Source organism: Burkholderia sp. AU45274, from assembly GCF_030482505.1.
Classification (GTDB): Bacteria; Pseudomonadota; Gammaproteobacteria; order Burkholderiales; family Burkholderiaceae; genus Burkholderia.
In genome coordinates this window covers 1,408,361-1,432,729 of record NZ_JAUJQE010000001.1, presented here as the reverse complement: position 1 = coordinate 1,432,729, position 24,369 = coordinate 1,408,361, and the positions used below count along the sequence as shown (strand labels likewise).

Sequence of the window (24,369 nt, the reverse complement as noted above, 5' to 3'; positions counted from 1 at the left end):
CGCCGCGCGACGCATCGCGTCGTGCGACGGCGTGGCGGTCATGCCAGTGTCATGGTGCGAAGAACACGTCGGTGCGGTTCGTCAGGTTGCCCGCGTTGGTCTGGACGAAGAACGGATGGAACGACGACGATGGAAGCACGTCGAGCCCCTGGTAGTCGCCGATGAAGAAACCTTCGGCATTGGGTGCGAGCTTCATGTCGAACGGGCCGCCGACACGCCGCTCGTCGGTGAACGTGGTGCCGCCGTCATGCGAGATCTTGCGCCAGAAGCCGGTCGGCAGCGTCGTGGTGTTGCCGGCCTGCAGGTCGCGGAAGTCGTAGTAGGTGACCATCACGGCCCCCGTGTTGTCGACGCGCACCGACGGATTGAACGCTGGGCGCCCGGTCGGCGTGTTCAACTGTTGTGGCGCGCTCCAGGTCGCGCCGCCGTCCTTCGACGTCGATACCGCAATCTCGTCGTACGTGCCGCCATTGAAGCGGCTGTCCTGCCACACGACGTACAGCTGCCCCGACGCGGGATCGATCGCGGGTTCCGGAATGATGTCGCCGGTGCGCACCGGTTCGCCGGTGACCGGATCCGTGACGCCGACCGTCTGCAGGCCGGCGATCACCTGCGGTTTCGTCCACGTTGCGCCGTCGTCGGTCGACTTGATGAACGCGACCTTGCCGGCCGCCTTGCTGAACGGTGGCTGGATCAGGTCGAAGAAATCGTAGAGCGTGCCGTTCCTCGGATCGACCACGATCTGGTTGCCGATCGTCTGCTGGCGTGAAGGCACGTTGACGATCACTTTCGGGGCGCTCCACGTCTTGCCGCCGTCGGTCGTCTTCGAGAACAGCGTCGGGCCGCGGAATGCCTTCGTGTGCAGGTTCGCGTACGGGTTGCCGTTCGGCAGCTCGAGGCGGTCCCATACCGCATACGCCGTGCCGGCCTTCACCGGGTTCGCGGTGACCGATTCCTTGTCGTTGAAGAACTGCGTCGTCGGCTCGTCGTTCGCGATCAGCACGGCCGGGCTGCTCCAGGTCTGGCCGCCGTCGGACGAAACCGACGCGGCAACCGCATTGCTGTTGTTCGACTGGTTGAACGAAATCGACACCGAGTACGCGGTGCCGTCCGGCCCGAACGAGACCCACGGATCGGACGCGCGCTCGTACTTGAGCCCGCCCGGCGCGCATGCGCTGAACGGCTGCGGCGTGCGTGCCCAGGTCGCGCCGCCGTCGAACGTGTAGCCGGCGACGAGCCCGTGGGCGCCGCCGTTCGACCAGCGGTCCTGCTGCCACACGCCGATCATGTTCATCGGGTTGGCAGGGTTGACCGATAGCCACGGCTCGACTTCGGCGTTCACGTAGTTGGTGCCGGGGCCGCCGATGGTGCAGGCGGCGAACGGGCTCGGGCCGGACACGACGACGGGATCGGCGTGCGCCGCGGCAGCGGCGGCCATCGCCATCGCGGCGGACAGGCGGGTGACAAGCGAGTGGGACAAGATCATGCGTCGCATGGACTGCTCCTCGTTGACGTGCGGGTGCGATGGCGCGGCACGACGCGGCGGCGCGATCCGGCGCGCGGCGTCGTCTGCCGCGCATCAGGCCGATACGTGTCGTTCAGGATGCCGCTTCGGTCATCGCAATCCGCGTATGCTGGATGCCGCCAGCACTTCGGTTAAGACTCCTTTTCATTTTCATTGATTGTCGGGTGTGTCTGCGATGTCGACCGGGCGGGAAGACTTGCCCGGGCAGGCGACGAATGTGTCGAGGTGGATTGCAATGTAGGCGATTCGATTGCCACCCGGCAGGCAGTTTTTTGTAACAGTGCGCAGCCGGAAAGCGTTGCCGGAAGAGGGCGGCGGGCGCGCAAAAAATGCCGTCGAGGCGGCATGAAAATCGAATCGAAAATGCGAATCGGAATCGCTTTCGATGGGGCCGGTGAGTGCCGGTGGCGATGCCGGAAGGTGCCGCTCAGCGCTCCGCCGGAAACCGCTCCTGCAACGCATGCAGCCAGCGCGCGACGACATCGAGTTCGTCGTCGGAAAACCCGTCGCACAGCTTGCCGTTGAGTTCGCGCAGCAGCACGCGCGCACGCTTGAGCGCGGCGTGGCCTGCGTCGGTCAGGTACAGGCGCGTCGCGCGGCCGTCGTCCGAATCGGCGTGACGCGTAATGAGGCCGGCTTTCGCCATCCGATCGGCGAGCCCCGTCATCGCCGACGGCGCGAGCTGCAGCGCGGCGCCGACTTCACCGATCAGCGCGCCATCCTGTCTCGCGAGACAGAACAGCGCGCCGGCCTGCGCGGCGCTCGCGCGCGTCTCGGTCTCCGCCTTGCGGTCGATCCAGCGCTGCACGCGCCGCTGGCCGATGTTCAACATGAAAAACAGTCGTCGGTCTTCGCTCAAGCTGGGTTCCCGGCTGCAATGGAAAGGGAGGGGCGGCCCGCGGTTCGCGGCGAGTCGAGCGCCTGCGCGAGCCAGTCGGCCACGTCGGGCCACAGCACGGTGCCGGGGCGGCTGCGGAAGAAGCCCATGTGCCCGACCGGGCCGCTGCCCGCCGCGTGCGGATCGATCTGGCGGCGTTCGACCGCCGCGCGGGTCAGATAGCTTACCAGCAGCCCGATCGCCGGCGGGTTCGCCCACGGGTCGTCGTCGAAGCCGAGCGCGAGGATCGGCAACTGCTGTTTCGCGTAACGCTCGGCCGCGCCGAGTGTCGGATCGTCGAAGAAATAGTGCGGCAGCGTGGTCCAGCGGCTCCATTCGCGGAACACGCCGGCCGGCATGTCCTCGCCGAGCCCGAGCCGCTTGCCGGGCACGTAGCCGAGCAGCGCCGACATCAGCGGGCCGAGCACGCGCAGGATCAGCCGCACCTTCAGGCGTTCGGCCGCCTGCGTGATCAGCCGCGTGCTGCCCGCATGCGCGGCGACCAGCACGGCCGCACGCAGGTGCGGCGTCGCGGCGGACAGCCCGATCGCGTGCCCGCCGACGCTATGGCCGACCGCCAGCAGCGGCAATTCTTCGTACGCCTGCCGCGCCCACGCGGTCGCGGCGCCCACGTCGAGTTCCATCCAGTCGCGCATGCGGGCCTTCAACGCACCCAGGCGCGCGGGGCGAGACGCGCCGATGCCGCGATAGTTGTAGGTGAGCGCCGCGAAGCCGCGTTCGGTCAGGAAGCGCGCGAAGCCCGCATACAGCCGCTCCGGCACGGCCGTTGCCGGATGGATCAGCACCAGCGCGCGCGGCGGCGCGTCCGGCGACCACAGCGTGCCGTGCAGCGCGTAGCCGTCGGCGGCGGAAAACTCGATGGGCTCGGAGGTCATGGCTGTCCTCGTTACGGGTAGTTATTTCGTATGCGAAATATAGTTCGTGATTTATTTCGCGAGCGAAATATCTGTCGAGGATTCATTCGAACCGGGTTCCCCTGAGCGCGACCGGCGGCATCCGGCGACGCTTGCCATGTCATAAAACATTTGCATCTTTGCATAGAAGAATATTGCGTTTGTTTCATGATGAAGATCGACGTATCTTCAGCGGTTCCATCCGTTCCGCCGACCACCGTGCACGGCGGACCACGGGCGCCGCTCTCGCGCGGCCGCCCGCCAACCCTCCGGGAGATCACGTTGTTGAGTCGAATCGTCACGGCACTCTTGCTGGCGCTGGCCGCGCAGCCGGGCATGGCCAAGGACACCGTCACGCTGCGCGTCGGTGAACAGAACTACTTCAACATCCAGGCGTCGATGGAGGCGTCCGGCGTGCTGAAGGACCTGCCTTACACGATCGAGTGGAAGCATTTTCAGGCCGCGGCGCCCGTCGCCGAATCGCTGAACGGCAATGCGATCGACGTCGGCTTTCTCGGCGATTCCGCGCTGCTCACGCTGGCCGCGCGCGGCGCGCCGGTGAAGGTGGTCGCCGTGTCGCGGCAGAGCCTCGACGGCGTCGCGATTCTCGTGCCGAAGAATTCGCCGGTGCGCACCGTGGCCGACCTGCAGGGCAAGACCATCGCCGTATGGCGCGGCGCGTGGAGCCAGCAGCTCGTGCTGCGCGCGCTCGAACACGCGGGCTTGCGCGCCGATTCGGTCAAGTACGCGTACCTGATGCCGATCGATGCGACCAACGCGCTCGCGAACGGCTCGGTCGACGCCGTGTCGCTGTGGGAGCCGTTCGTCAGCACGCTCGCGTTGCGGCAAGGTGCGCGACCGGTGACGACCGCGCAGGGGCTGATGCCGGCGCTGAGCTTCGTCGCCGCGAACGAGCAGGCTGCCTCCGGCAAGCGCGCCGAGATCACCGATTTCCTGCGGCGCGTCGTCGCCGCGCGCCAGTGGGTCGACAACCATCCGCGCGAGTACGCGGATCTGTGGGCGAAGCGCGCGAAGCTCGAACCCGATGTCGCGTACCGCTGGCTCAACAACGCGAAGCAGCGCGTCGGCCCGGTCGACGAGACGGCCGCGAAGGACGCGCAGAACACGGCCGACTTCCTGTACAAGGCCGGCGTGATTCCGGCCGCGTACGACACGTCGAAGCTGCTCGACCGCTCGTATGCGGGCGCGTTCGCGGCGCCGGCGCAGAAGACGGCCGCCGCGCAGTAAGCGGGCCATCCCGTCCACGATTTCCAATCGAGCACCCCAAGGACATCCCGACATGCCAGTCGACATCATCGGCATGATCACCGCGACACCGGGCGCGGAGGTCGACGTACCGGGCGGCGCGGCCGTCCAGCCCGACTACGTGCGCCGCTTCGCGCAGGCGCACGAGGCCGCCGGCTTCGACCAGATCCTGGTCGGCCATTTCAGCAACGCGGCGGACGGCTTCATCGTCGCGTCGTTCGCGGCTGCCGCGACCGAACGTATCCGCATCCTGCTCGCGCACCGGCCGGGCGTGATCGTGCCGTCGGCCGCCGCGCGGCAGATCGCGACGCTCGACGTGTTCAGCGGCGGCCGGCTGGCGCTGAACGTCGTGTCGGGCGGCGACGATGCCGACCTGCAGCGCGACGGCGATTTCGTGCCGCACGATGCGCGCTACCGACGCACCGGCGAATATCTCGACGTGCTGAAACGGATCTGGCAGGCCGACGCGCCGGTCGACCATGACGGTGCGTTCTACCGGCTGCGCGGTGCGTCGCCGCTCGTGAAGGGCGCGCAGCGGCCGCACGTGCCGATCTATTTCGGCGGGTCGTCGCCGGCTGCGCTGGCGGTCGCGGGCGAGCATGCCGATGTCTACATGACATGGGGTGAGCCGCTCGCGTCGGTGCGCGAGCAGATCGCACGCGTGCGCGAAGCCGCCGCGCCGTTCGGGCGTGCGCCGCGCATCAGCGTGTCGTTCCGGCCGATCGTGGCCGACACCGAGGCGGCCGCATGGGAGAAGGCCGAGGCGATCCGCGAACGCGTGCGCGCGGCGCGGCTCGCGAACGGCCAGCCGATCGCCGGCCATGCGCCCCAGAATGCCGGTTCGCAACGGCTGATGGCGGCGGCCGCGCAGGGCGACGTGCTCGACGAGCGGCTGTGGATGGGTGTCGCCAACCTGACCGGCGCACGCTGGAATTCGACCGCGCTGGTCGGCACGCCCGAACAGGTCGCGCGGGCGCTCGGCGCGTATTACCGGCTCGGCGCGTCGACGTTCCTGATTCGCGGGTTCGATCCGCTGGACGACGCGCTCGATTACGGGCGCGAGCTGATTCCGGCGATTCATGCGCAGGTCGCGGAACTCGACCGGTATCACGCGGCGGTGACGGCGTAGGCTTCTACAGCCAGCGATGTTGCTTCGACGCGCCCCGGCATTGCCATCGTGCAATGTGCCGGGGCGATGTCATGTCGGGTATCGCCCCATCGACGCCGTCAAAACGACGGCAGCCCCGGCGGATTGGTCTCCGCACGCGCAATCGCCTCACTCTGCAAACCCCAGCGCGCGAGCGCCTGCCCGTAGCGGCCGCTGCCGATCAGCGCGTTCGTCGCAAGCGTCAGCGCGGGCGCGAGCCCGCTGCCGCGCCGCGTCGCGATCGCCACGTCGGCGTTGGCCGGCCAGCCCGCATTGACGACGCCGACGCGGCGGATCTTGCCGGTGCGCGCGGCCTCGTACGCGAGCGACGCGTTCGGGTTCAGCTCCGCATCGGCGCGACCCGACAGCAGCGCGACGCGCGACGCCGCATCGTCGTCGAAATAGAGCAGCTCGGCCGGTTTCAGCCCCTGCGCCACGTTGCGCTTGTTCCACTCGAGCAGGATGCGCTCCTGGCTCGTCCCCGCGCCGGTGATGATGCGCAGGCCGGCGATGTCCTTCGGCTCGGCGAGCTTCGCGATCGGGCTGCCGGTACGCACGTAGAAGCCGTGCAACCCGAGCCGGTAGGTCGTGAAATCGTATTTCTCCTTGCGCTTCTCGGTCACGCCGACGTTCGAGATCACCGCGTCGTACTTGCCGGACGTCAGCCCGAGCGGCCAGTCGGCCCACGCGATCGGCAGCAGCACGAGCGTGCGGCCGAGCGCGTCGGCGACGAGCTGCGCATAGTCGGGGTCGGCACCGACCACGGTGCGCGCGTCGGTCGCGTAGGTCGACACGGGCGGCGCGTGCGGTGAAATCGCGACCGTGAACGCGCCGTCGCGTACCCAGCGGTAGCCGGCTGCCGCACGGATCGCCGCGTCGTCGGGTTGCGCGCGCGGGCGGCCGGCCTGGCGCGGATCGAGATCCGCGGTCGCGGCGGCTGCCTGCACCGCGTGCCATGGAAGGCTGCCCGCTGCCGCGACCAGCGCCGCGGTCATGAACTGGCGTCGGTCGGTCATCGTGCGGCACCTCGCAGGTCGTGAGCGGTGCGCATCACAGCACCCGCGACAGGAACGCGCGCGTGCGCGGATGCGACGGCGCGTCGAGCACGACGGCCGGCGGCCCGGCTTCGACGATGCGCCCGCGCTCCATGAACAGCACGTTGTCCGCGACTTCGCGCGCGAAGCCGATCTCGTGCGTGACGATCACGAGCGTCGTGCCCGAACGCGCGAGTTCCTTGATCACGTCGAGCACCTCGTTGACGAGCTCGGGATCGAGCGCCGACGTCGGTTCGTCGAACAGCAGCACCTTCGGGCGCAGCGCGAGCGCCCGCGCGATCGCGACGCGCTGCTGCTGGCCGCCGGACAACTGGCGCGGATACGCATCGGCCTTGTCCGCGAGGCCGACGCGCGCGAGCAGCGTGCGGGCGATGCGTTCGGCGGCGTCGCGCGTGATGCCGCCGACGACGACCGGCGCTTCGACCAGGTTCTCGAGCACGGTCAGGTGCGGGAACAGGTTGAAGTTCTGGAACACCATCCCGACGGCCGTGCGCCGCGTCAGCACGTCGCGCTCCTTCAGTTCGTAGAGCACGTCGCCGTCGCGGCGATAGCCGATCAGTTCGCCGTCGATGTCGATGAAGCCGTCGTCGACGCGTTCGAGATGGTTGATCGTGCGCAGCAGCGTCGACTTGCCCGAGCCCGACGGCCCGACGATCGCGGTCACGCTGCCGCGCGGCGCGACGAACGACACGTTGTCGAGCACGCGCTGCATGCCGAACTGCTTCGACACGCCATGCACGGCCACTTCGCCGCCGGCGCGCGGTGCGACGGCGGTCGCCGCGTCGCTATCGCCGTGAGCCTGCGCGACCGATGCCGCGTGACGGGACGTGACACGCCGCCACAGTGCGCCGAGGCGCGCGAGCGCGAACGTGATGACGGACGGCGGCGGGTTGCGCAGCGCCCCGCGCGCATAGTGCCGCTCGACCTGCACCTGGATGGCCGACAGCACGGTCAGGATGATCAGGTACCAGACGGTGGCGACCATCAGCAGCGGAATCACTTCGAGATTGCGGCGATAGATCACCTGCACCGTATAGAACAGCTCGGGCATCGCGAGCACGTAGACCATCGACGTGCCTTTCGCGAGCATGATCAGGTCGTTGAACGCGGTCGGCAGGATCGCGCGCATCGCCTGCGGCAGCACGATTCGCGTGGTCTGGCGGCCGCGCGGCAGCCCGAGCGCGGCGGCCGCCTCGAGCTGGCCCTGGTCGACCGCGAGAATGCCGCCGCGAATCACCTCCGCGGAAAACGCCGCGTGGTGCAGCGTGAGGCCGAGCACGGCCGCGAGGAACGGGCTGATCAGGTCGGTCGTCGGCGTGTCGAACCAGACGATGTCGGTGAACGGCACGCCGAGCCGCACATGCTCGTACAGGTAGCCGAGGTTGTTCAGGATCAGCAGCAGCACGATCAGCGGAATCGAGCGGAACAGCCACACGAAGGTCCACGCGCTCGCCGACAGCAGCCGCGAACGCGACAGCCGGGCCAGCGCGACGAACGCGCCGAGCACGAGGCCGAACACCGCGCCGAGCAGCGTCAGCACCAGCGTGCGCGCGAGCCCCGACAGCACGGGCGGCGACAGGAACCATTCGGCGAACACCGGCCAGCCCCATTGCGGGTTGCCGAGAATCGAATGCAGGACGATCGCGATCAGCGCGACGGCGAGCACGGTGCCGGCCGTGCGCGACCGGTGGCGCGCGGGCACGATCCGGAAACGCGTGCCGGCGTCGCGCGCGCCGGGGGAAGAGAGCGGCGGCAGCGCGCCGCCGAGGTGGGTCGTGTCGCTCATGTCGTGGAAATCCTCGAATCGGTCGGGCGGGCGCGCCGCGCACGGGCGGCGCGGCGGCGGGTGTCAGGCGTGCGCTTCGGCCGCCGTTTCGTGCGGCGCGCCGGGCGCCGCGTGGCGGCTGGCCTTGCGCGGGAGCCCGAGGTGGTCGCGCAGCGTCGCACCGGGCAGGTCGCGGCTGTAGCGCCCGCGTGCCTCGAGCACCGGAATCACGAGTTCGATGAAATCCTCGACGCCCTGCGCCTGCACCGCGAAGCCGAGGATGAAACCGTCGCCGGCGCCGGCGTCGTGCCAGCGGATCAGTTCGTCGGCGACATGCTCGGCCGTGCCGATGAAGTTCGGGCGCGGCGTGGCGACCGCCAGCGCCGTCTCGCGCAGCGACAGGCCTTTCTGTTTCGCGTCGGCCTTGATCCGGTCGGTGGTCGAGCGGAAGCTGTTGCGGCCGAGCTCGCCGAGTTCCGGGAACGGCGCATCGAGCGCGTACTGCGTGAAATCGTGGTGATCGAAATAGCGGCCGAGATACGCGAGCGCCTCGTCGATCGTCAGCAGGTTGCGGATCGCCTGGTATTTGTCCTCGGCCTCGGCCGCCGTGCGGCCGACGATCGGCCCGATGCCGGGGAAGATCTTCACGTCGCTGCCCTGCCGGCCGTGCTCGATCGCGCTCTGCTTCACGCGCCGCGTGAACGCGGCCGTTTCGTCGAGCGACGGCGAATGCGTGAACACCGCATCCGCATACTTGCCGGCGAGGCTGATGCCGGTGTCCGACGAACCGGCCTGGAAGATCACCGGCTGCCCCTGCGGCGAGCGCTGGATGTTGAGCGGGCCCGCGACCTGGAAGAAGCGGCCGTGGTGGTCGAGCGTGTGGAGCTTGTCGCGGTCGAAGAAGCGGCCCGTTGCGCGGTCGCGCACGAAGGCGTCGTCGTCCCAGCTGTCCCACAGGCCCTGCACGACGTCGAGGTATTCGTCGGCGATCTCGTAGCGCAGTTCGTGATCGGGATGCGCCTTGCCGAAATTCTTCGCGGTGCCTTCGAGCGGCGTCGTCACGACGTTCCAGCCCGCGCGCCCGCCGCTGATCGCATCGAGCGACGCGAGCTGGCGCGCGACCGTGAACGGCTCGCTGTACGACGTCGAGATCGTGCCCGCGAGCCCGATCTTCTTCGTCGCGACCGCGAGCGCCGACAGCACGGTCAGCGGCTCGAAGCGGTTCAGGAAGTGCGGGATCGACTTCTCGTTGATGTACAGGCCGTCCGCGACGAACGCGAACGCGATGCCGGCGGCTTCCGCCTTGCGCGCGATGCCGATCGCGAAATCGAGGTTGATGCTCGCGTCCGGCGGGTTGCTCGGGTGCCGCCATGCATTCATGTGGCTGCCTGCGCCTTGCAGCATCAGGCCGAAGGGAATCGATCGTCGGGTCGTCATGGGAGCGTCACATGTTCTGGTCAGGGGAGAGGGAGCGGTCGGCCGCGAGGGCCGCCTGCAACGGCGTGGCCGACAGCGCGCCGCCGAGCCATTCGGCCGATGCGAGCCGCGCCGCGTAGTCGGTCACCGGCGAATCGATCACGAACGCATCGACGTCGAGCCGCCGGCTCAGCGCATCGAGCGCGCGGTGGATGCGCTCGGGCGTATCGGCCAGCACCGTCGGGCGCAACTCGTCGATCCGGTAGTCGGACGCGCCGCTCTGCCGCGCGAATTCGGCGGCCGCCTGCGCGCTGGCGAGATTGAAGCTCTGGCCGCCCGCGAACTGCAGCTTGAAGATCTTCAGCGGCCCGATCAGCTGCTCGGCCGCGTCGCGCGTGGGCGCGGCCACCGCGTACAGCGCGACCAGCGGCCGGGTGCCGCCCGCGCTGCGGTACGCGTCCAGCGAGCGTTCGAGGTTCGCGTCGTCGCCGTTGAAATGCCCCGCGTAGCAGAAGCGCCAGCCGTTGCGCGCGGCGAGCGCGCCGCTGTCCGGCGAGCCGCCGAGCAGGATGCGTTCGGGCGCCTGCGGCGGCACGGGCAGCGCGACGGCACCGGCGAGCGGGTGATCCTCGGCGACGCCCCAGCCGAGAAACGCGTCGAGCTCCGCAAGCTGGCCCGCGAAGTCCGGCTTGCGCGCCTTGTCGTGGAACCACTGCAGCGCGCGCGTGGTCAGCGGCAACCCGCCGGGCGCCTTGCCGATGCCGAGATCGACGCGACCCGGCGCGAGCGCGGCCAGCACCTTGAAGGTCTCGGCGACCTTGAACGGGCTGTAGTGCTGCAGCATCACGCCGCCCGAGCCGACGCGGATGCGCGACGTGTGCGCGAGCAGGTGCGCGACGACGATCTCCGGCGCCGAGCTTGCAAAGGCCGGCGTGCCGTGATGTTCGGCGACCCAGAAGCGCTCGTAGCCGAGCTGTTCGGCGCGCTGCGCGAGCGTCGTGGTGAAGCGCAGCGCGTCGGCGGCGTTCGCGCCGTCGGCGATCGGACTCTTGTCCAGCAACGAAAGCGAATAAGACATGGTGGGCGGCGTTCCTGCGTGAGCGTGGCGTAAGCGTGAAGGGACGGTGAGCGTGCGCGGCGTTCAGCTCTTCGGCAGCCCCGGCGGATTCGTGCGCGACTGGTCGATTGCTTCCGAGGCGAGGTTCCAGCGGTCGAGCACCTGCTGGTAGCGGCCGTTCTTGATCAGCCCGTTCAGCGCGACGGTCAGCGGATCGGCGAGCCCGCTGCCGCGGCGCGTCGCGATCGCGATGTCGGCCGTACGCGGCCAGCCGCCGCTGATCGCGCCGACGAGGCGCGTCTTGCCTTGCTGCGCGCTCTGGTACGCGAGCACCGAGTTCACGCTGAACACCGCATCGGCGCGGCCCGACTGCACGGCGACGATACGCATCGCCTGGTCGTCGTAGTACTGGATCTGCACGGGTTTCAGCCCGTGCGCGACGTTCTCGCGATCCCACGCGAGCAGGATCTTTTCCTGGTTGGTGCCGGCGTCGGTCACGACGCGCAGCCCCGCGACGTCCTTCGGCTCGCGGATCGCCTGGATCTTGCTGTCGTTGCGCACGTAGAAGCCGACCTGATCCTTGCGGTAGGTCGAGAAATCGAACTTCTGCTTGCGCTCCTCGGTGACGGTGACGTTCGAGATCACCGCGTCGACTTTTCCGGATTCGAGGGCGAGCGGCCAGTCGGCCCACGCGAGCGCGACGATCTTCAGCTTGCGGCCGAGGCTGTCGGACACGAGCTGGCCGACGTCGGCGTCGAAGCCGATCACCGTGCGCGCGTCGGTCGCATACGAGCTGATCGGCGGCAGGCTCGGCGCAACGCCGATCGTCAGCGTGCCGGGTTCGGCGAACTTGAACGACGAGGGCACCGCGCGCTCGACGGCCGCATCGGCCACGCCGCGCGGGCGGCCGCGCTGCTCGGGGCTCAGGTCGAATGTGGCGGCGGCCGCGGCTGCGGCGAACGCGGTCAGGCCGATCAGCGCGGCGGCCAGCGCGCGCACGGCACGGGAAGAAAGCGGTACGGCTCGTTGCATGAAAGCGTCCTGGGGTGGCAAGCGGAAATCGGAGGGAAGCGGGGGGCCGTCGCGGTCAGCGCGACAGCACCGGTTCGGGCACGGGCGCCCACAGGTCGGCCAGCGTCGACGTTCGCGACGGATCGGCGAGATCCTTGCCGAACCGCAGGTGGAAATACGCTTCGGGGTCGATCGACGCATCGAACAGCCGCGTATAGCCGGTGCGGTCGTACAGCGCCCATGCTTCGGGCTGGCGAAAACCGGTGGTCAGGTAGATGCGGCGATAGCCTTGCTGCGCGGCGCGCAGTTCGAGCGCGTCGACGATCACGCGGGCGAGGCCCTGGCGGCGCAGGTCCGAGCGGGTCCAGATGCGTTTGAGCTCGGCGGTCTGCTCGTCGTAGCGCTTGAACGCGCCGCCGCCGATCGTTTCGCCGTCGCGCAGCAGCAGCACGAACGCGCCTTCGGGCGGCGCGAACACTTCGGCCGGGTAGCGTGCGAGTTCTTCGCGGGCGGACGCGTGGCTGTCGGGCCGATAGGCGTGGTAACGGGTCGAATACTCGTCGATCAGCGCGTCGATCAGCGGTTGCGCGCGGACGTCGAGCGGCGTCGTGTCGATGATGCGGTCGGTCGTGGCCATGGGCATCGCGAAGGGCGCGCGATGCGGACGTTCCTGGCGGGGTGCGGGCACGCGGCCCGTCCGGTCTGTTCCGTTATCGCGACGCGGTTGTCGTGATGGCGGCGGCCGGTGCGTATCCTGCCGGAATGCAGAGGGCGGGCCGCCGCCGTTTTGAACACGTTAGCGGCGCGGCCGGCAAAGGCGAACGAAGCAATTTCGATAAGGATTTCGCGGGAAGCGTCAGAAGGCTTGCAGCGGGAGTGGGGTGGGGTGACGGGGGATCGCGCATGCGTCGAGGCGTGTGCCGGACGCATGCGCGATCCTGAAGCGCGAGCGCCTATGCCGCGCGAACTTCGGCGAGCAGATCGGGGTGACGATCCAGGAGCTTCAGCAATTTCACGAGGGCAAGCGGCGGATTCGTCTTGCCTGTCTCGTAACGGGAGAACGCATTGACGCCGCCGCCGAAGAGCTCGGCCGCCTCGCGCTGGTCCAGCTTCAGCTTCTTGCGCACCTTCGCGATGTACTTCGGGTCGACGAGGGTGGCGTTCACCTGCTTGTTGAATTCGGTGATCGCTTCGCCGAGACGGGTCGCCTCGTCGAGATCCAGCACCGATTCCCCGCAGGCCGGACAGAAATCGCCGGTGATATCGCGAACGACAGTCGACCGGCCCTTGTAGGTATAGGGGATGTCTCGCGTGTCGCGGACCAGCTTGGCGGCACCGCAGGCAGGGCACTTCATGTTCAACGCTCCTTGAAAGACACGATCAGCACATCGTCGATCACCGTCAGTTTCAGGTACACGTCGCCGCGCACCGTGAAAGGTCGGTAGACGTCCTGCCAGATCGTGTGGTCGGCGTACGTCGTCATACTCTTGTGGAAGTCGAGATCGGTCAGCGACAGCACGACACCGAGCGCCTCCCGTTCCGTGAAACCCAATAGCCGGCGCCGAGTACCGCGCTCGCCGTTAGCCGGACCTTGCCGGATTCGACGAGCGCTTTCACGCGCAGCAGCTTGCAATGAGGCGTTCTCTTTTCCATCTGCGATCATAACCAAGTAAGTTAATTTGTCAAGTTGGTTAATGGCGAGCGCATGCCGTCCGCCATGACTGGCAGACAGCGTGGAAAGGAGAGAGGTCCGGATTTAGGCCGTCTGGCCGATGCTTGGCGGCGCCGACAACTCCGCGAGCTGAAACAGGCAATCGCCGCGCTGCACCTGCGCGGGCACGCGCTTGCACACCACTTCGCCGTCGCCCTTGAAGCGGTGCAGCACCGGCTCGCGCAGCGGCGTATCGGGGAAATGCACCCACGCGGCCGGCTGCCCGGCCTTCACCTGGTCGCCGAGTTCGACGAGCGGCTCGTACAGCCCGCGCTCGTACGCGTAGACGAAGTGGCGCTCGCCGTCGACGCGCATGAAGCGCGTGACGGTGGGTGGCGCATCGGGCACGAGCGTGCCGCGCAGCAGGCCGATATGGCCGAGGTAGTGCAGCAGCCCGTGGCGGCCCATCCGGATCAACGACGGATCGGCCATGCCCGCGCCGCCGAGTTCGGTCACGATCGAGATCGCGCCTTGCCGGCGCGCGGCCGACGCCGAATGCACGGGATTCGGCGCGTGCAGCAGCGCATTGTCCAGCCCGAACGCGACCAGCAGCCCGTTGAGCTTCGCGGCTTCGTCGGCGTCGAGCGGATCGATCGCGAGCATGTTGCCGCCCTGGTACAGCAGCGAGCTGCCGCCCGAGTGCAGGTCGACCAGATACTCCGCGCGCGACAGCAGCGCGTGCTCGATGTAGTGGGCGATCATCTGCGTCGGCGTGCCGGTCGGATCACCGGGGAAACTGCGGTTCAGGTTGCCTTCGTCGAGCGGCGACACGCGCAGGCCGGCATCCGCCGCCGGGAAATTCGCCATCGGCAGCAGGATCAGTTGCCCGCTGACCATCTCGGGCTCGATCTCGCGCATCAGTTGCGACACGATGATCTGGCCTTCGTACTCGTCGCCGTGATTGCCGGCCATCACGAGCGCGACCGGGCCGTCGCCGTTGCGGATCGACGCGATCGGGATCGGCAGCCAGCCGTACGCCGAGCGGTGGACGGAATGCGGCAGCCGCAGGTAGCCCGCGTGCTTGCCTTGTGCGTCGAGATCGATTTCGCAGTGGATGGGATTGCGGTGCGAGGAAGAGGCGGTCATGGCGGCATCGTTCGATGAACGGAATTCGCCATCTTATCGGGAAACGACCGCCGCGCGCCGGGCCCGACGCGTGCAACGCCGAACACCATCAACCGGCACGCGCATGGATCATGCGTACGGCGCGTTGCACAGCCGATACGCGAGGCCCCGTGCGATGTTGCAGCGATGAACGCATGCCGGCAGGTCGGCCGGCTGCATTCGGGCGGGATGTTTCGCGCCGGCCCCTTGCCGCGACAGGGCCGGCGCGCGCAACCGCGTTACCGGCCCGATGTTTCAGCTTCGAGACGTCCTTCTTCCCACAGCGCCCAGAAACGGCTGCCGGCGCGATACGGATTCCCGCGGCGTGCGCCGTGATCGGCGATGCCCTGGCGAAATGCGCCGTACAGCGTCAGCGGCGGATTGTCGACGCATCGGGCCTCGCGGGCGGCCGGCATGCGGCTTTCGGACACGAGCCGGCGGATCAGCGATTCGCCGTCGATCACGTCCAGTGCGTCGATGGTTTCGCTGCGGCTGAGGACTTCGACGGTATTCATGTTGGGTCTCCCTGACAACCTGTTTCCCTGACAGGGAGCAATAAGAGTGCCAGGCTTGAAACGCCTTGCGCTGCGTCGATCGTGCCGGCTTCTGCAGCCAACGTGACGGGTGGCGGGCGGCGATGTTACGGAACACGTCACGTGACACGCGAACGCGCGACGACACGTGCGGCCACGCAAAGCGTTGCGGAATTGAATCGTCGGGAGGAGGCGGAGGCGGGGGAAAGCGGGTGGCGCAGCCGGGTCAGCTCGCGGTGACCGGCGTGACCCGGCTGCTGCCGCTCGAATAGAAACGATAGATGCCCTTGCCTGCGGACTTCGCGTCGTACAGCGCGCTGTCGGCCTGCCGGATCAGTTCGTCGGGAGAGCCGTGCCCGTCGTCGAGCGCGATGCCGATGCTGATCCCGAGGCTCACGGTCTCGCCGATCGACAGCGTGTACGGCGCCGAGATCTGCCGGATGATGCGCGCGGCGAGGAGCGAGCACGTGTGCATCGTCGTATCGTCGATCGCGACCACGAACTCGTCGCCGCCGATGCGGGCCGCCAGCTCGCCGGACGACAGCGTCTTGCCGAGCCGCACGGCGACCTGCGTGAGCACGTCGTCACCGGCCTGGTGACCGAACCGGTCGTTGATCGCCTTGAAGCCGTCGAGGTCGAGATACATGACGGCGAGCGCGGGGCCCGGCGCGCGCGGCCGGCGCGCGAGCATCCGCTTGAGCTCGGCATGCAGTTCATGACGGTTCGGCAAGCCCGTCAGCGCATCGTGCCGCGCGAGATGCCGGATGTGCTGCTCGGTCCGGCGCCGCGCTGTGACATCCTCGACGATGATCACCGCGTTGCCGTCGGGCACGCGGTGGCGCGTCAGTTCGAGCTGGCGGCCGTCGGCGAGCACGACGTCGAGCGGCGCGGGTTCGTCGCAGGCCAGCCAGAGTTCGCACTGCGCGGCGAGAATGGCGCCGCCGGGATCGGTCGCGTCGTTCGCGCCGAGCGCCGCGACGACGGCGGGCAACGGCGTATCGAGCATGATTTCGCGCGGCGAGCCGAACAGTTGCGCGGTGCGCCGGTTCGCGACGATCACGCGGCGCTCGCCGTCGATCATGCACAGGCCGTGCGGCATGTAAGTGAGCGCGGCGTCGAAGCGCGCGACGAGTTCGGCGTTGCGCTGGCGCGCGGCGATCAGCGCGACGAGCACGCGATAGTGACGCTGGACGACCGTGCGCATCGCGGCGAGATAGATCGCGAGCGGCGGCAGCAGCAGCCACGCGCCCGACCGGTGGGCCAGCAGCGCACCGACGCCGATCGGCAGCACGCCGAGCGCGACCTGCATCATCGCGAGCCGCGGCAGCGCCGAATTGCGCGACGCGATTCCGCCGAACACGCCGCCCGCGACCATCACCGACAGCGTGCCGAGCTCGACGTCGACGGCCTGCACGCAGCCCATCACGCCGAGGCCGAGCACGAAGCACGCGACGAGCGACACAGGCGCATAGCGCAACGCCCAGTATTCGGCACGGTCGTCGCCGGCGTTGCGTTGAACGGTGTACGCGCGCGCGATCGAGAGCCGCGTGATGAGGAGGCCGACGTCGGCGATCAGCCACGCGAGGCACCACAGCTGCTGCAGCCGGATCAGCGCGACGGCCGCGACGAAGCCGCTCGCGAGCCCGGAGAGCGCCATCGGTCGGACGTCTTCGAACAGCGTAACGAGCATCGACGGGCGCAGCGCGGCCGTCACACGGTGGTTGCCGGAGGGGGGAGTGGCGAGAACGGAGTGCAGGAGAGATGCCCTGACTGCCATGGTTGTTAACCTCGACACGATGTCGCGTGATGTCGCGATGGCTGGCGGCGCCCGCACGGCACATGGCGGGCGCCCGGCCAGGCCGGATGCGCACGACATTACCATGAAACGCGGGCGGCGCGGATAGCCCGGGTGGATGCCCGGGGAGGCCAGCGGCACCGCTCGCCGCGCCGGCCACTCGTCGTAAACCACGCCCGCGAATGGCTTGCGCATTCGCCGGCGCCGGGGCAGCATCGTGGCGAACGGAATGCAGCTCGGCGACCCGCAGGAGACCGGTCACCGTGCACGGCGGGCCGCTGCAAACGGGCGCGCGACGCGGTCGAATCGACACCCGCGACCGGCTGCCGCAGCCCGGCTGAATACCGTTATAAGAAATTCAATAAGTATTTCATGCGAGAAATACTATAGGCGATATATCTAAAACAATGCCAGAATGCGCGCCGCTCCGAACGTCGCGACACCCGATCGCCGTCCGAGCCGCATCAGGAGGTTCCCCCCAAATGAAAAACCACGGCCTGTCACGGCGGGGTTTTCTGAAAGCCAGCGTGCTGGCGGGTGTCGCGGTGTATGTCGCGCCCCTGGGCAGCCGCGCATTCGCGGCGCTCTTCGAAGAAAAACTCCTCACCCCCGTCAAATGGGATAGCGTCACCGGCATCCCCCAATTCCGCATCGACGGCATCGCGAAGGTCACCGGCTCGAAAGTGTTCGCCCGGGACGTGCGCGCCGCCGACATGCCGCACTGGCCGCAGCAGCAGTCGCATGCGCTGATCCTGCGCGTCACGCAGGCCGACCGCACCTACGAAGGCTTCGACCTGTCGCTGCTCGGCGACGACCTGAAGCCGGACCGCGTGGTCACGGCCGACGATCTCGTGCGCGACGGCGTCGCGTTCCCGACGTTCTACGGCGACGACATGCTGCTGCCGGCCGGCAAGACGCCCGCGTATCTCGGCCATGCGGTCGCGATCCTCATCTATCACGACTTCGCGCGCTTCCGCTTCGCGAAGAACGCGCTCAAGTTCCGCGACGACGTGATCCGCTACGGCGCGGTCACGGGCCCGCTCGAGCGCGATCCGTGGGGCACCTTCCGCTATGTGCGCGTGGGCGGCAAGACGGCCTATGACGACGACGTCTATTCGAGCCTGAAGGACGCGCCGATCTTCCCGAGCATGATGCGCAAGCACCTGCCGGTGTGGCCGGACGGCAAGGAGCACGGCAAGCTCGACGAGCAGGGCATGTTCCTCGCCGGGCAGATCGCCAGCGAGCTCGACCATCCGTCGGCCGACTGGCTCGTGTTCGACCGCGAGTACAACACGCAGTCGGTCGACACGTCCGCGCTCGAACCGGACAACGCGAACTGCTGGTACGACACCCCGACGCAGTCGCTGCATCTCGTCGTGCCGACCCAGTCGCCGCTCGAAGTGGCGGAGAACGCGGCCGCGATGGTCGCGAAGTGCCGCTTCCCGGTGAAGAAGCTGTTCGTGCATCCGTGCTACACGGTCGGCTACGGTTCCAAGGATCACTTCAACGTGCCGTTCTACGGCCTCGTCTGCGCGCTGTACGCGGACGGCCGCCCGGTGCGTTTCGCGAACGACCGCTACGAGCAGTTCCAGACGTCGCTGAAGCGTCACGCGTTCAAGATGCATTACCGGATCGCGGTGGACCGCAACACGGGCCTGCTGCAGTCGTTCAAGGGCGACTTCGAGGCGAACGGCGGCGGGCGCTCGAACTTCTCGCCGTCGGTGGCGATGGTGGGCGCGACGGCCGCGCAATCGATCTATTACTTCCCGAAGAGCGACCTGGCCGCGGTCGCGATCGCGTCGCGCGCGATCGATGCCGGTTCCGCACGCGGCTACGGCACGCTGCAGAGCATGGCGGCGACCGAGATGGCGGTCGACGAGATCGCCGCGCAGCTGAACATCGACCCGATCGATTTCCGCCTGCGCAACGCGCTGCGCTCGGGGATGAAGAACACGCAGGGGGCGATTCCCGCCGGCGCGCTGCGCGTCGACGAGGTGCTCGAGCGCTCGAAGCAGCATCCGCTGTGGACGCGCCGCGCCGCGCGCAAGGCCGAATACGAGGCCGCGCATCCGGGCAAGCGCTACGGCGTCGGCTTCGCGTGCGTGCAGAAGGATTTCGGCACGGGCGCGGAAGCGTCGTTCGCGAAGGTCGAATTCGACGAGAACGGCAAGGTCTCGCTGCAGCACACGGCGGCCGAGATCGGCACCGGGATGTCGACGTCGCAGGCCGTCGCGGTCGCGAAATGGCTGGGCCGTCCGGCAACTGACGTGCGCGTGGCCGTGACCGAATGGCCGGACCTGCCGGTCGAGACCAGCGGCGATCCGTACCTCATGTCGCAGGCCGACCAGGATCGCCTGAGCGCGAACCCGCGCTGGTCGCCGAGCTATGCGTCGCCGTCGAGCGCGACGAACTCCGCGTACTACTTCACGCACAGCACGCGCGAAGCCGCGCGCGCGGTGTTCCGCTACGGCCTGTGGCCGGCGGCGATGTCGATCTGGACGCGCGGCCTCGGCGGCGGCCAGGCCGCGCCGTACACGATCCGCATCGAGGACGCGCGCTGGGTCGACGGCAAGCTGACCGCCGACGGCCTCGAGCCGCTGTCGTTCGAGCAGCTCGCGAAGCAGGCCCATGCGCTCGGCCTGCCGACCGGCGCCGTCGTGCACGTGTTCAACCGCTGGCAGTGGGCCGACGCCGAGTTCGAAGTGGGCGGCACGGTCGAGCGCCTGCCGATCGACGGGCTGTCGCTGCGTGTCGGCGCGCCGAAGACGGGCGACAACGGCCCGGTGCCCGGCACCGCCGCACCGGCCGGCGCGACCACGATGCGCGGCACGCTGGCGCCGACCGCGAACGGCTACCGCGTGCTGGATCGCAAGCGCGTGTTCATTCCGCCGACGAGCCGCAACAACGCGGCCGTCACGTACTACACGGCAGTCGGCACGCTGGTCGAGCTGGCCGTGCACGAAGCGACCGGCAAGGTCGAGCTGCTCACGCACCACTCGATCATGGAATGCGGCAACCAGATTTCGCCGCAGCTCGTGTCGGGCCAGTTGCAGGGTGGTCTCGCGATGGGGATCGGCCACGCGCTGCACGAGTACCTGCCGCTCTATGAAGACGGCCCCGGCAACGGCACGTGGAACTTCAACCGTTACCAGCTGCCGCGCGCGTCCGACGTCGCCGTCTGGACGCAGACGGGCGACGTGCTGCCGCCGCTGTCCGAGACCGATCCGCCGAAGGGCGTCGCCGAAGTGGTGATGATTCCCGTCGTCGGCGCGATCGTGAACGGCATCGCGCACGCGATCGGCCATCGTTTCACCGACCTGCCGGTGACCCCGCAAAAGATTCAGGAGGTGCTCGCATGACGACCGCCCAAACCGCGGCTACGGCCGCGAGCGCCAGCGCCGCTGCGACCGGCGCTTCCGCGCCGAGCGCGGCTTCGGCCGCACCGGCATCGGCCCCGGCCGCGGCCGTGCCGGCTTCGGCACCGGCTGCCGTCGAGCGTCCGCTCGTCCGGTTCCAGTCGAAACCGCTGTCGATCAATATCAACGGCAAGTCCGTCGGCCCGATGCAGGTGCCGGAAGGGCTGATGATGATCGAGTTCCTGCACGAATACGCGGGCCTCACCGGTTCGCGGCTCGGCTGCGGGCAGGGCATCTGCCACGCGTGCGTCGTGATCGTCGACAAGCCGGACGGCACGAGCGAGGAAATGCGCACCTGCATCACCGGCGCGCACTTCTTCCACGGCCGCTCGATCCGCACGATCGAAGGCCACGCGAAGCGCAACGAAGCGGGCGAAGTGGTCGAGCTGTCGCCGATCCAGCAGAAGTTCCTCGAGCACTTCAGCTTCCAGTGCGGCTACTGCACGCCGGGCTTCGTCAACGCGGCGACCGTGCTGATCGAACGCCTGAAGCGCGAGCCGATCGCGAAGGCCGACGTCGAGCGCACGATCACCGAGGCGCTCGATGCGCACCTCTGCCGCTGCACGGGCTATGTCCGCTACTACGAAGCCGTCAAGGACGTGGTGCTGACGACGCCGGGACTCGTGAAGGACGCCGCATGAAACGCACATTCGCTCATCGTGTCGCGCGGGCTGCGGGCTTGCCCGCGCTCGCGGCCGCCTGCGCGTTGCTGCTCGCCGCATGCGGCGGCCACGACGCACCGGCCTCGAACGCGGCTTCCGGCGCACCGGGTGCCGACCCGATCGCGCGCGGCCGCTACCTCGTCAAGGCCGCCGACTGCGCGGCGTGCCACACCGCGAAGGACGGCGCACCGTTCGCCGGCGGCGCGCCCCTCGAATCGCCGTTCGGCACGTTCTACGGCTCGAACATCACGCCCGACAAGGATCACGGGATCGGCAGCTGGAGCGCGGACGATTTCTACGCCGCGCTGCATGACGGCAAGGCGCCGGGCAAGCGCCTGTATCCGTCGATGCCGTACACGTCGTACCGTCAGCTCACGCGCGCCGATTCCGACGCGATGTACGCGTACCTGAAGACCGTCAAGCCGGTCGCCCTGGAAAACCGCGAGCACGAGCTGAAGTTCCCGTACAACCTGCGTTTCGGGATGGTCTTCTGGGACATGGTGTTCCTGAAGGACAGCCTGCCCGATGCGTCGACCGGCCAGTCCGCCGACTGGCAGCGCGGCCGCTATCTGGCGGGTGCGCTCGGCCATTGCGCGGAATGCCATACGCCGCGCGCGTTCACGGGCCAGCTCGACAGCGCGAAGCCGTTCGCCGGCGCCGCGCTCGGCCGCGTGGCCGCGCCCGACATCACGCCGGCCGGTCTCGCCGCGCGCGGCTGGACGGGCGCCGACCTGCAGACGTTCTTCGGCGTCGGCATCGCGCCGCAAGGCTCGGCGTTCGGCGAGATGTACCCGGTCGTGCATCTGAGCACCCAGACCATGACGAAGGACGACCTGCGCGCGCTGTCCGTGTACCTGCTCGGCGATACGCCGCCCGCGCCGCAACCGGTGAAGCCGGTGTCGGCCGACGCCGCGCAGCTCGCGGCCGGCCGCTCGGTGTATCTCGCGGTCTGCGCGGGTTGCCACGGCTTCAACGGTGAAGGCAAGCCGCACGTGGCGGTGCCGATGAACGGCAATTCGACGGTGCGCCAGGGCGACCCGCGCAACCTGCTGGTCGCGATGCTCGACGGCATCGGCGAGCAGAAGTTTGCCGGGTTCGAGAACCTGCAGCCGATGCCCGGTTTCGCGCACACGCTGAGCGACGACGAACTCGCGCAGCTCGCGAACTACCTGCGTGCGACGTGGGGCGGCCAGCCCGCGAGCGTCACGCCGGCCGACGTGAAGGCCATGCGTTAAGTCGTGCCGCAGGGCGGGGCGTCGCGCGGGAGTCAGCCGGTTTCCGGTGCTCGCGCGCGACGCGTCGTCCGATTTTTTCGGCGGCGCTTCAGTAGCCGCTGCCGCCTCCGCCTCCGCTGCCTCCCGAGCCGCTACCGCCATACCGGCTCATGCCCGGTCCCTGCGCAGGGCCACTCCCCGATGACATGCATCCCGCCGACAGCACGAGCACCAGCGCGGCGATCAGCGCCGCGGCCCACCTTGCCGATTTCATGTCCGCCTCCTTGCCACGCGCGGGACGCTGGAAAGGCCGGTTCGCTTGAACCGCGCGTCTGCGTGCTGACGGAACATGAAACGTTTCGGGCGGGCGGTTTATTCCATGCATTTTGTGGATTGTTGAACGCGAAGGGGCAGACCGGAGGCATCTTGCCGTGTCTTGGTACACTCCGGCAGCCGCCATTCCGATTCCGACTACAAAGAACATGAGTGCTACCGCAGAACGTCTGCCGTCGCGGCTGTCCCATCCCATCGTGTTCGGCTGCATGTCGTTTGCCGTCGGTGGCCCGCTGGTCGCATCGCTCGTCTGGCCGGCCGTGATGCTGATCGCGTGGTCGTTGATCGACGGTCCGTCGTGGGAGGTACTGAAGGTCAGCGCCAGCATGGTGCCGCTGATCTTCTTCGCGTCGTTCCTGTTCGGCTATTTCGTGCCTGCGGCCGTGACGGGCGGCATCATGGGTGCAATCGGCACGCGGATCCGGCGGCGCTGGTTCGTGCTGCTGGGGATGGTCGTCGGGGCAGGCGCGATGATCGGCTTCGTCGAACTCGTGAATGGCCTGGCGAAGAGCGACACGTCCCGCTCCCTCACGGCGGGCGCCACGCTCAATGCGATCGTGGCGTCGGCGCTGATGTCGCACTGGCTGCATCGCCGGCTCGAACGTCGGCGTTGAACGCGAAGCGGTATGTGATCGGCCGCCTGCGTGTCGATCGCTTGCGCGCATCGTACGAATCAGGCGGCGCCGCGCAGCCGCTTCTGCGGCCTGCGGGCTGCCATGCTGTGCCTGAAGCGGAGGCCGCCGTCGCGGCGGCCCGCGATCAACGATAGACGAGATCGGCGCGGCGATTCTGCGCCCAGGAATCCTCGTCGTGGCCGAGCGCAACCGGCTTTTCCTTGCCGAGGCTGACCGCCTCGAGTTGCGTGGCCGGCACACCGAGCGTTTCGAGCCCGCTCATCACGGCCTGCGAGCGGCGTTGGCCGAGCGCGAGGTTGTATTCGGACGTGCCGCGTTCGTCGGTGTTGCCCTGGATCAGCACGTGCCGCGCCGGATGGCTGCGCAGATAGTCGGCATGCGCCTGCAGCAGCGACTGGAATTCGGGCTTGACGGAGTACTGGTCGAAATCGAAGTAGATGCTGCGCTTCGCGAGCGGGCTGTTCGGATTATCGAGATCGTCGGCCGTCACCGTTGCGACGGCTTCGCTCGAGGGTGTCGGCGCCGTGCCGGCATTCTCGGGCGTCTTCGCCGCATGGTGGCAACCGGCCAGCAGCGCGAAGGTTGCCAGGACCGCAAATCGGTTCGTTTTGCTCATCGTTCGTCTCCAGCGGTTGACTGCGTTGAACGCGTGGGGCGTGCGACCGGCACGCCCGTATCCGGCCGGCATGGCGCGAAAGGCCCGGCACGCACGACGTGAAGCACGTTCGTAAGCCGGTGGTGCGCCATATGAAAGAGTGTCGCGACCGGAACGCCAAATCTCGGCGTCGCTGCAAACAGATTAGGAAAAATGTCACAGCGTGACCAGTTTCTCCGCATTTTTTTGCGCCGATGCGACAGTCCGGGCGGCATTCTTGCTGCCGTGCGGGCGCCGTCACAGTGAAAAGACCGCGCACGGGCGCGGCCTTTTCGGTT

At 68.5% G+C, this 24,369-nt stretch carries 21 protein-coding genes and 1 pseudogene; 6 read left to right on the top strand and 16 right to left on the bottom strand.

Annotation, left to right across the window (positions count from 1 at the left end; genetic code table 11):
- Positions 1–49 precede the first annotated feature (49 nt).
- From QZM35_RS06345 to QZM35_RS06335, 3 genes are all read right to left on the bottom strand, one after another.
- Complete coding sequence (locus tag QZM35_RS06345; protein WP_301775607.1) at positions 50–1,495, bottom strand: sialidase family protein; 1,446 nt, start codon at positions 1,493–1,495, stop codon at positions 50–52.
- 457 nt (positions 1,496–1,952) lie between these two features.
- Positions 1,953–2,384 carry a MarR family winged helix-turn-helix transcriptional regulator gene (locus tag QZM35_RS06340; RefSeq protein WP_089427433.1) on the bottom strand — a complete coding sequence of 144 codons (432 nt, stop codon included), beginning with the start codon at positions 2,382–2,384 and terminating at the stop codon, positions 1,953–1,955.
- Positions 2,381–3,298 carry an alpha/beta hydrolase gene (locus QZM35_RS06335; protein WP_089427434.1) on the bottom strand — a complete coding sequence of 306 codons (918 nt, stop codon included), beginning with the start codon at positions 3,296–3,298 and terminating at the stop codon, positions 2,381–2,383. The genes QZM35_RS06340 and QZM35_RS06335 overlap by 4 nt, the downstream gene beginning before the upstream one ends.
- Before the next feature lie 300 nt (positions 3,299–3,598).
- Here QZM35_RS06335 and QZM35_RS06330 point away from each other — a divergent pair, with 300 nt between their 5' ends.
- A complete protein-coding gene (locus QZM35_RS06330; protein WP_174974265.1) occupies positions 3,599–4,564 on the top strand; it encodes an ABC transporter substrate-binding protein in 966 nt (321 codons plus the stop codon).
- A 52-nt stretch (positions 4,565–4,616) separates the two neighbouring features.
- The gene (locus QZM35_RS06325) at positions 4,617–5,711 is read left to right on the top strand and encodes an LLM class flavin-dependent oxidoreductase (RefSeq protein ID WP_301775606.1); all 1,095 of its coding nucleotides are present in this window, start codon (positions 4,617–4,619) and stop codon (positions 5,709–5,711) included.
- Between the two features lie 98 nt (positions 5,712–5,809).
- Here the strand turns inward: QZM35_RS06325 and QZM35_RS06320 are convergent, their stop codons facing one another.
- The 11 genes and pseudogenes from QZM35_RS06320 to QZM35_RS06270 form a co-directional block, all read right to left on the bottom strand.
- Positions 5,810–6,745 (bottom strand): ABC transporter substrate-binding protein, encoded by a 936-nt coding sequence (locus tag QZM35_RS06320; protein WP_089474924.1) that lies wholly within the window; start codon positions 6,743–6,745, stop codon positions 5,810–5,812.
- A gap of 34 nt (positions 6,746–6,779) precedes the next feature.
- Positions 6,780–8,570, bottom strand: coding sequence for an amino acid ABC transporter permease/ATP-binding protein (locus QZM35_RS06315; RefSeq protein WP_089427437.1), 1,791 nt, complete (start codon positions 8,568–8,570; stop codon positions 6,780–6,782).
- Positions 8,571–8,633: 63 nt separating this feature from the next.
- Positions 8,634–9,986: an LLM class flavin-dependent oxidoreductase gene (locus QZM35_RS06310; protein ID WP_174974267.1), complete on the bottom strand. Its 1,353-nt coding sequence runs from the start codon at positions 9,984–9,986 to the stop codon at positions 8,634–8,636.
- A 7-nt stretch (positions 9,987–9,993) separates the two neighbouring features.
- Positions 9,994–11,043: an LLM class flavin-dependent oxidoreductase gene (locus QZM35_RS06305; protein WP_301775605.1), complete on the bottom strand. Its 1,050-nt coding sequence runs from the start codon at positions 11,041–11,043 to the stop codon at positions 9,994–9,996.
- Between the two features lie 63 nt (positions 11,044–11,106).
- Positions 11,107–12,054: an ABC transporter substrate-binding protein gene (locus tag QZM35_RS06300; protein WP_301775604.1), complete on the bottom strand. Its 948-nt coding sequence runs from the start codon at positions 12,052–12,054 to the stop codon at positions 11,107–11,109.
- A gap of 55 nt (positions 12,055–12,109) precedes the next feature.
- On the bottom strand, positions 12,110–12,670 hold the full coding sequence (locus QZM35_RS06295) for a GNAT family N-acetyltransferase (RefSeq protein WP_301775603.1): 561 nt from the start codon (positions 12,668–12,670) through the stop codon (positions 12,110–12,112).
- 316 nt (positions 12,671–12,986) lie between these two features.
- Positions 12,987–13,388: a type II TA system antitoxin MqsA family protein gene (locus QZM35_RS06290; RefSeq protein WP_089442431.1), complete on the bottom strand. Its 402-nt coding sequence runs from the start codon at positions 13,386–13,388 to the stop codon at positions 12,987–12,989.
- Positions 13,389–13,390: 2 nt separating this feature from the next.
- Positions 13,391–13,686, bottom strand: a pseudogene (locus QZM35_RS06285) (type II toxin-antitoxin system MqsR family toxin).
- A 103-nt stretch (positions 13,687–13,789) separates the two neighbouring features.
- Positions 13,790–14,830 (bottom strand): succinylglutamate desuccinylase/aspartoacylase family protein, encoded by a 1,041-nt coding sequence (locus QZM35_RS06280; RefSeq protein WP_089427444.1) that lies wholly within the window; start codon positions 14,828–14,830, stop codon positions 13,790–13,792.
- 257 nt (positions 14,831–15,087) lie between these two features.
- Complete coding sequence (locus QZM35_RS06275; protein ID WP_089427445.1) at positions 15,088–15,363, bottom strand: hypothetical protein; 276 nt, start codon at positions 15,361–15,363, stop codon at positions 15,088–15,090.
- A 244-nt stretch (positions 15,364–15,607) separates the two neighbouring features.
- A complete protein-coding gene (locus QZM35_RS06270; RefSeq protein WP_089427446.1) occupies positions 15,608–17,158 on the bottom strand; it encodes a sensor domain-containing diguanylate cyclase in 1,551 nt (516 codons plus the stop codon).
- A gap of 500 nt (positions 17,159–17,658) precedes the next feature.
- Here QZM35_RS06270 and QZM35_RS06265 point away from each other — a divergent pair, with 500 nt between their 5' ends.
- The 3 genes from QZM35_RS06265 to QZM35_RS06255 are packed head-to-tail and all read left to right on the top strand — an operon-like array spanning position 17,659 to position 22,489.
- Positions 17,659–20,535, top strand: a complete 2,877-nt coding sequence (locus tag QZM35_RS06265; protein WP_089427447.1) for a xanthine dehydrogenase family protein molybdopterin-binding subunit — start codon at positions 17,659–17,661, stop codon at positions 20,533–20,535.
- Positions 20,532–21,233, top strand: coding sequence for a (2Fe-2S)-binding protein (locus tag QZM35_RS06260; protein ID WP_089427448.1), 702 nt, complete (start codon positions 20,532–20,534; stop codon positions 21,231–21,233). The genes QZM35_RS06265 and QZM35_RS06260 overlap by 4 nt, the downstream gene beginning before the upstream one ends.
- A complete protein-coding gene (locus QZM35_RS06255) occupies positions 21,230–22,489 on the top strand; it encodes a cytochrome c (RefSeq protein ID WP_089427449.1) in 1,260 nt (419 codons plus the stop codon). Before QZM35_RS06260 ends, QZM35_RS06255 begins: the two co-directional genes overlap by 4 nt.
- Before the next feature lie 88 nt (positions 22,490–22,577).
- Here the strand turns inward: QZM35_RS06255 and QZM35_RS06250 are convergent, their stop codons facing one another.
- The gene (locus tag QZM35_RS06250) at positions 22,578–22,742 is read right to left on the bottom strand and encodes a hypothetical protein (RefSeq protein WP_179255092.1); all 165 of its coding nucleotides are present in this window, start codon (positions 22,740–22,742) and stop codon (positions 22,578–22,580) included.
- Positions 22,743–22,950: 208 nt separating this feature from the next.
- Here QZM35_RS06250 and QZM35_RS06245 point away from each other — a divergent pair, with 208 nt between their 5' ends.
- Positions 22,951–23,415, top strand: a complete 465-nt coding sequence (locus tag QZM35_RS06245) for a hypothetical protein (RefSeq protein WP_301775602.1) — start codon at positions 22,951–22,953, stop codon at positions 23,413–23,415.
- A gap of 145 nt (positions 23,416–23,560) precedes the next feature.
- Here QZM35_RS06245 and pal read toward each other — a convergent pair whose 3' ends face one another.
- The gene (gene pal, locus QZM35_RS06240; RefSeq protein ID WP_089432715.1) at positions 23,561–24,052 is read right to left on the bottom strand and encodes a peptidoglycan-associated lipoprotein Pal; all 492 of its coding nucleotides are present in this window, start codon (positions 24,050–24,052) and stop codon (positions 23,561–23,563) included.
- Positions 24,053–24,369: the final 317 nt, after the last annotated feature.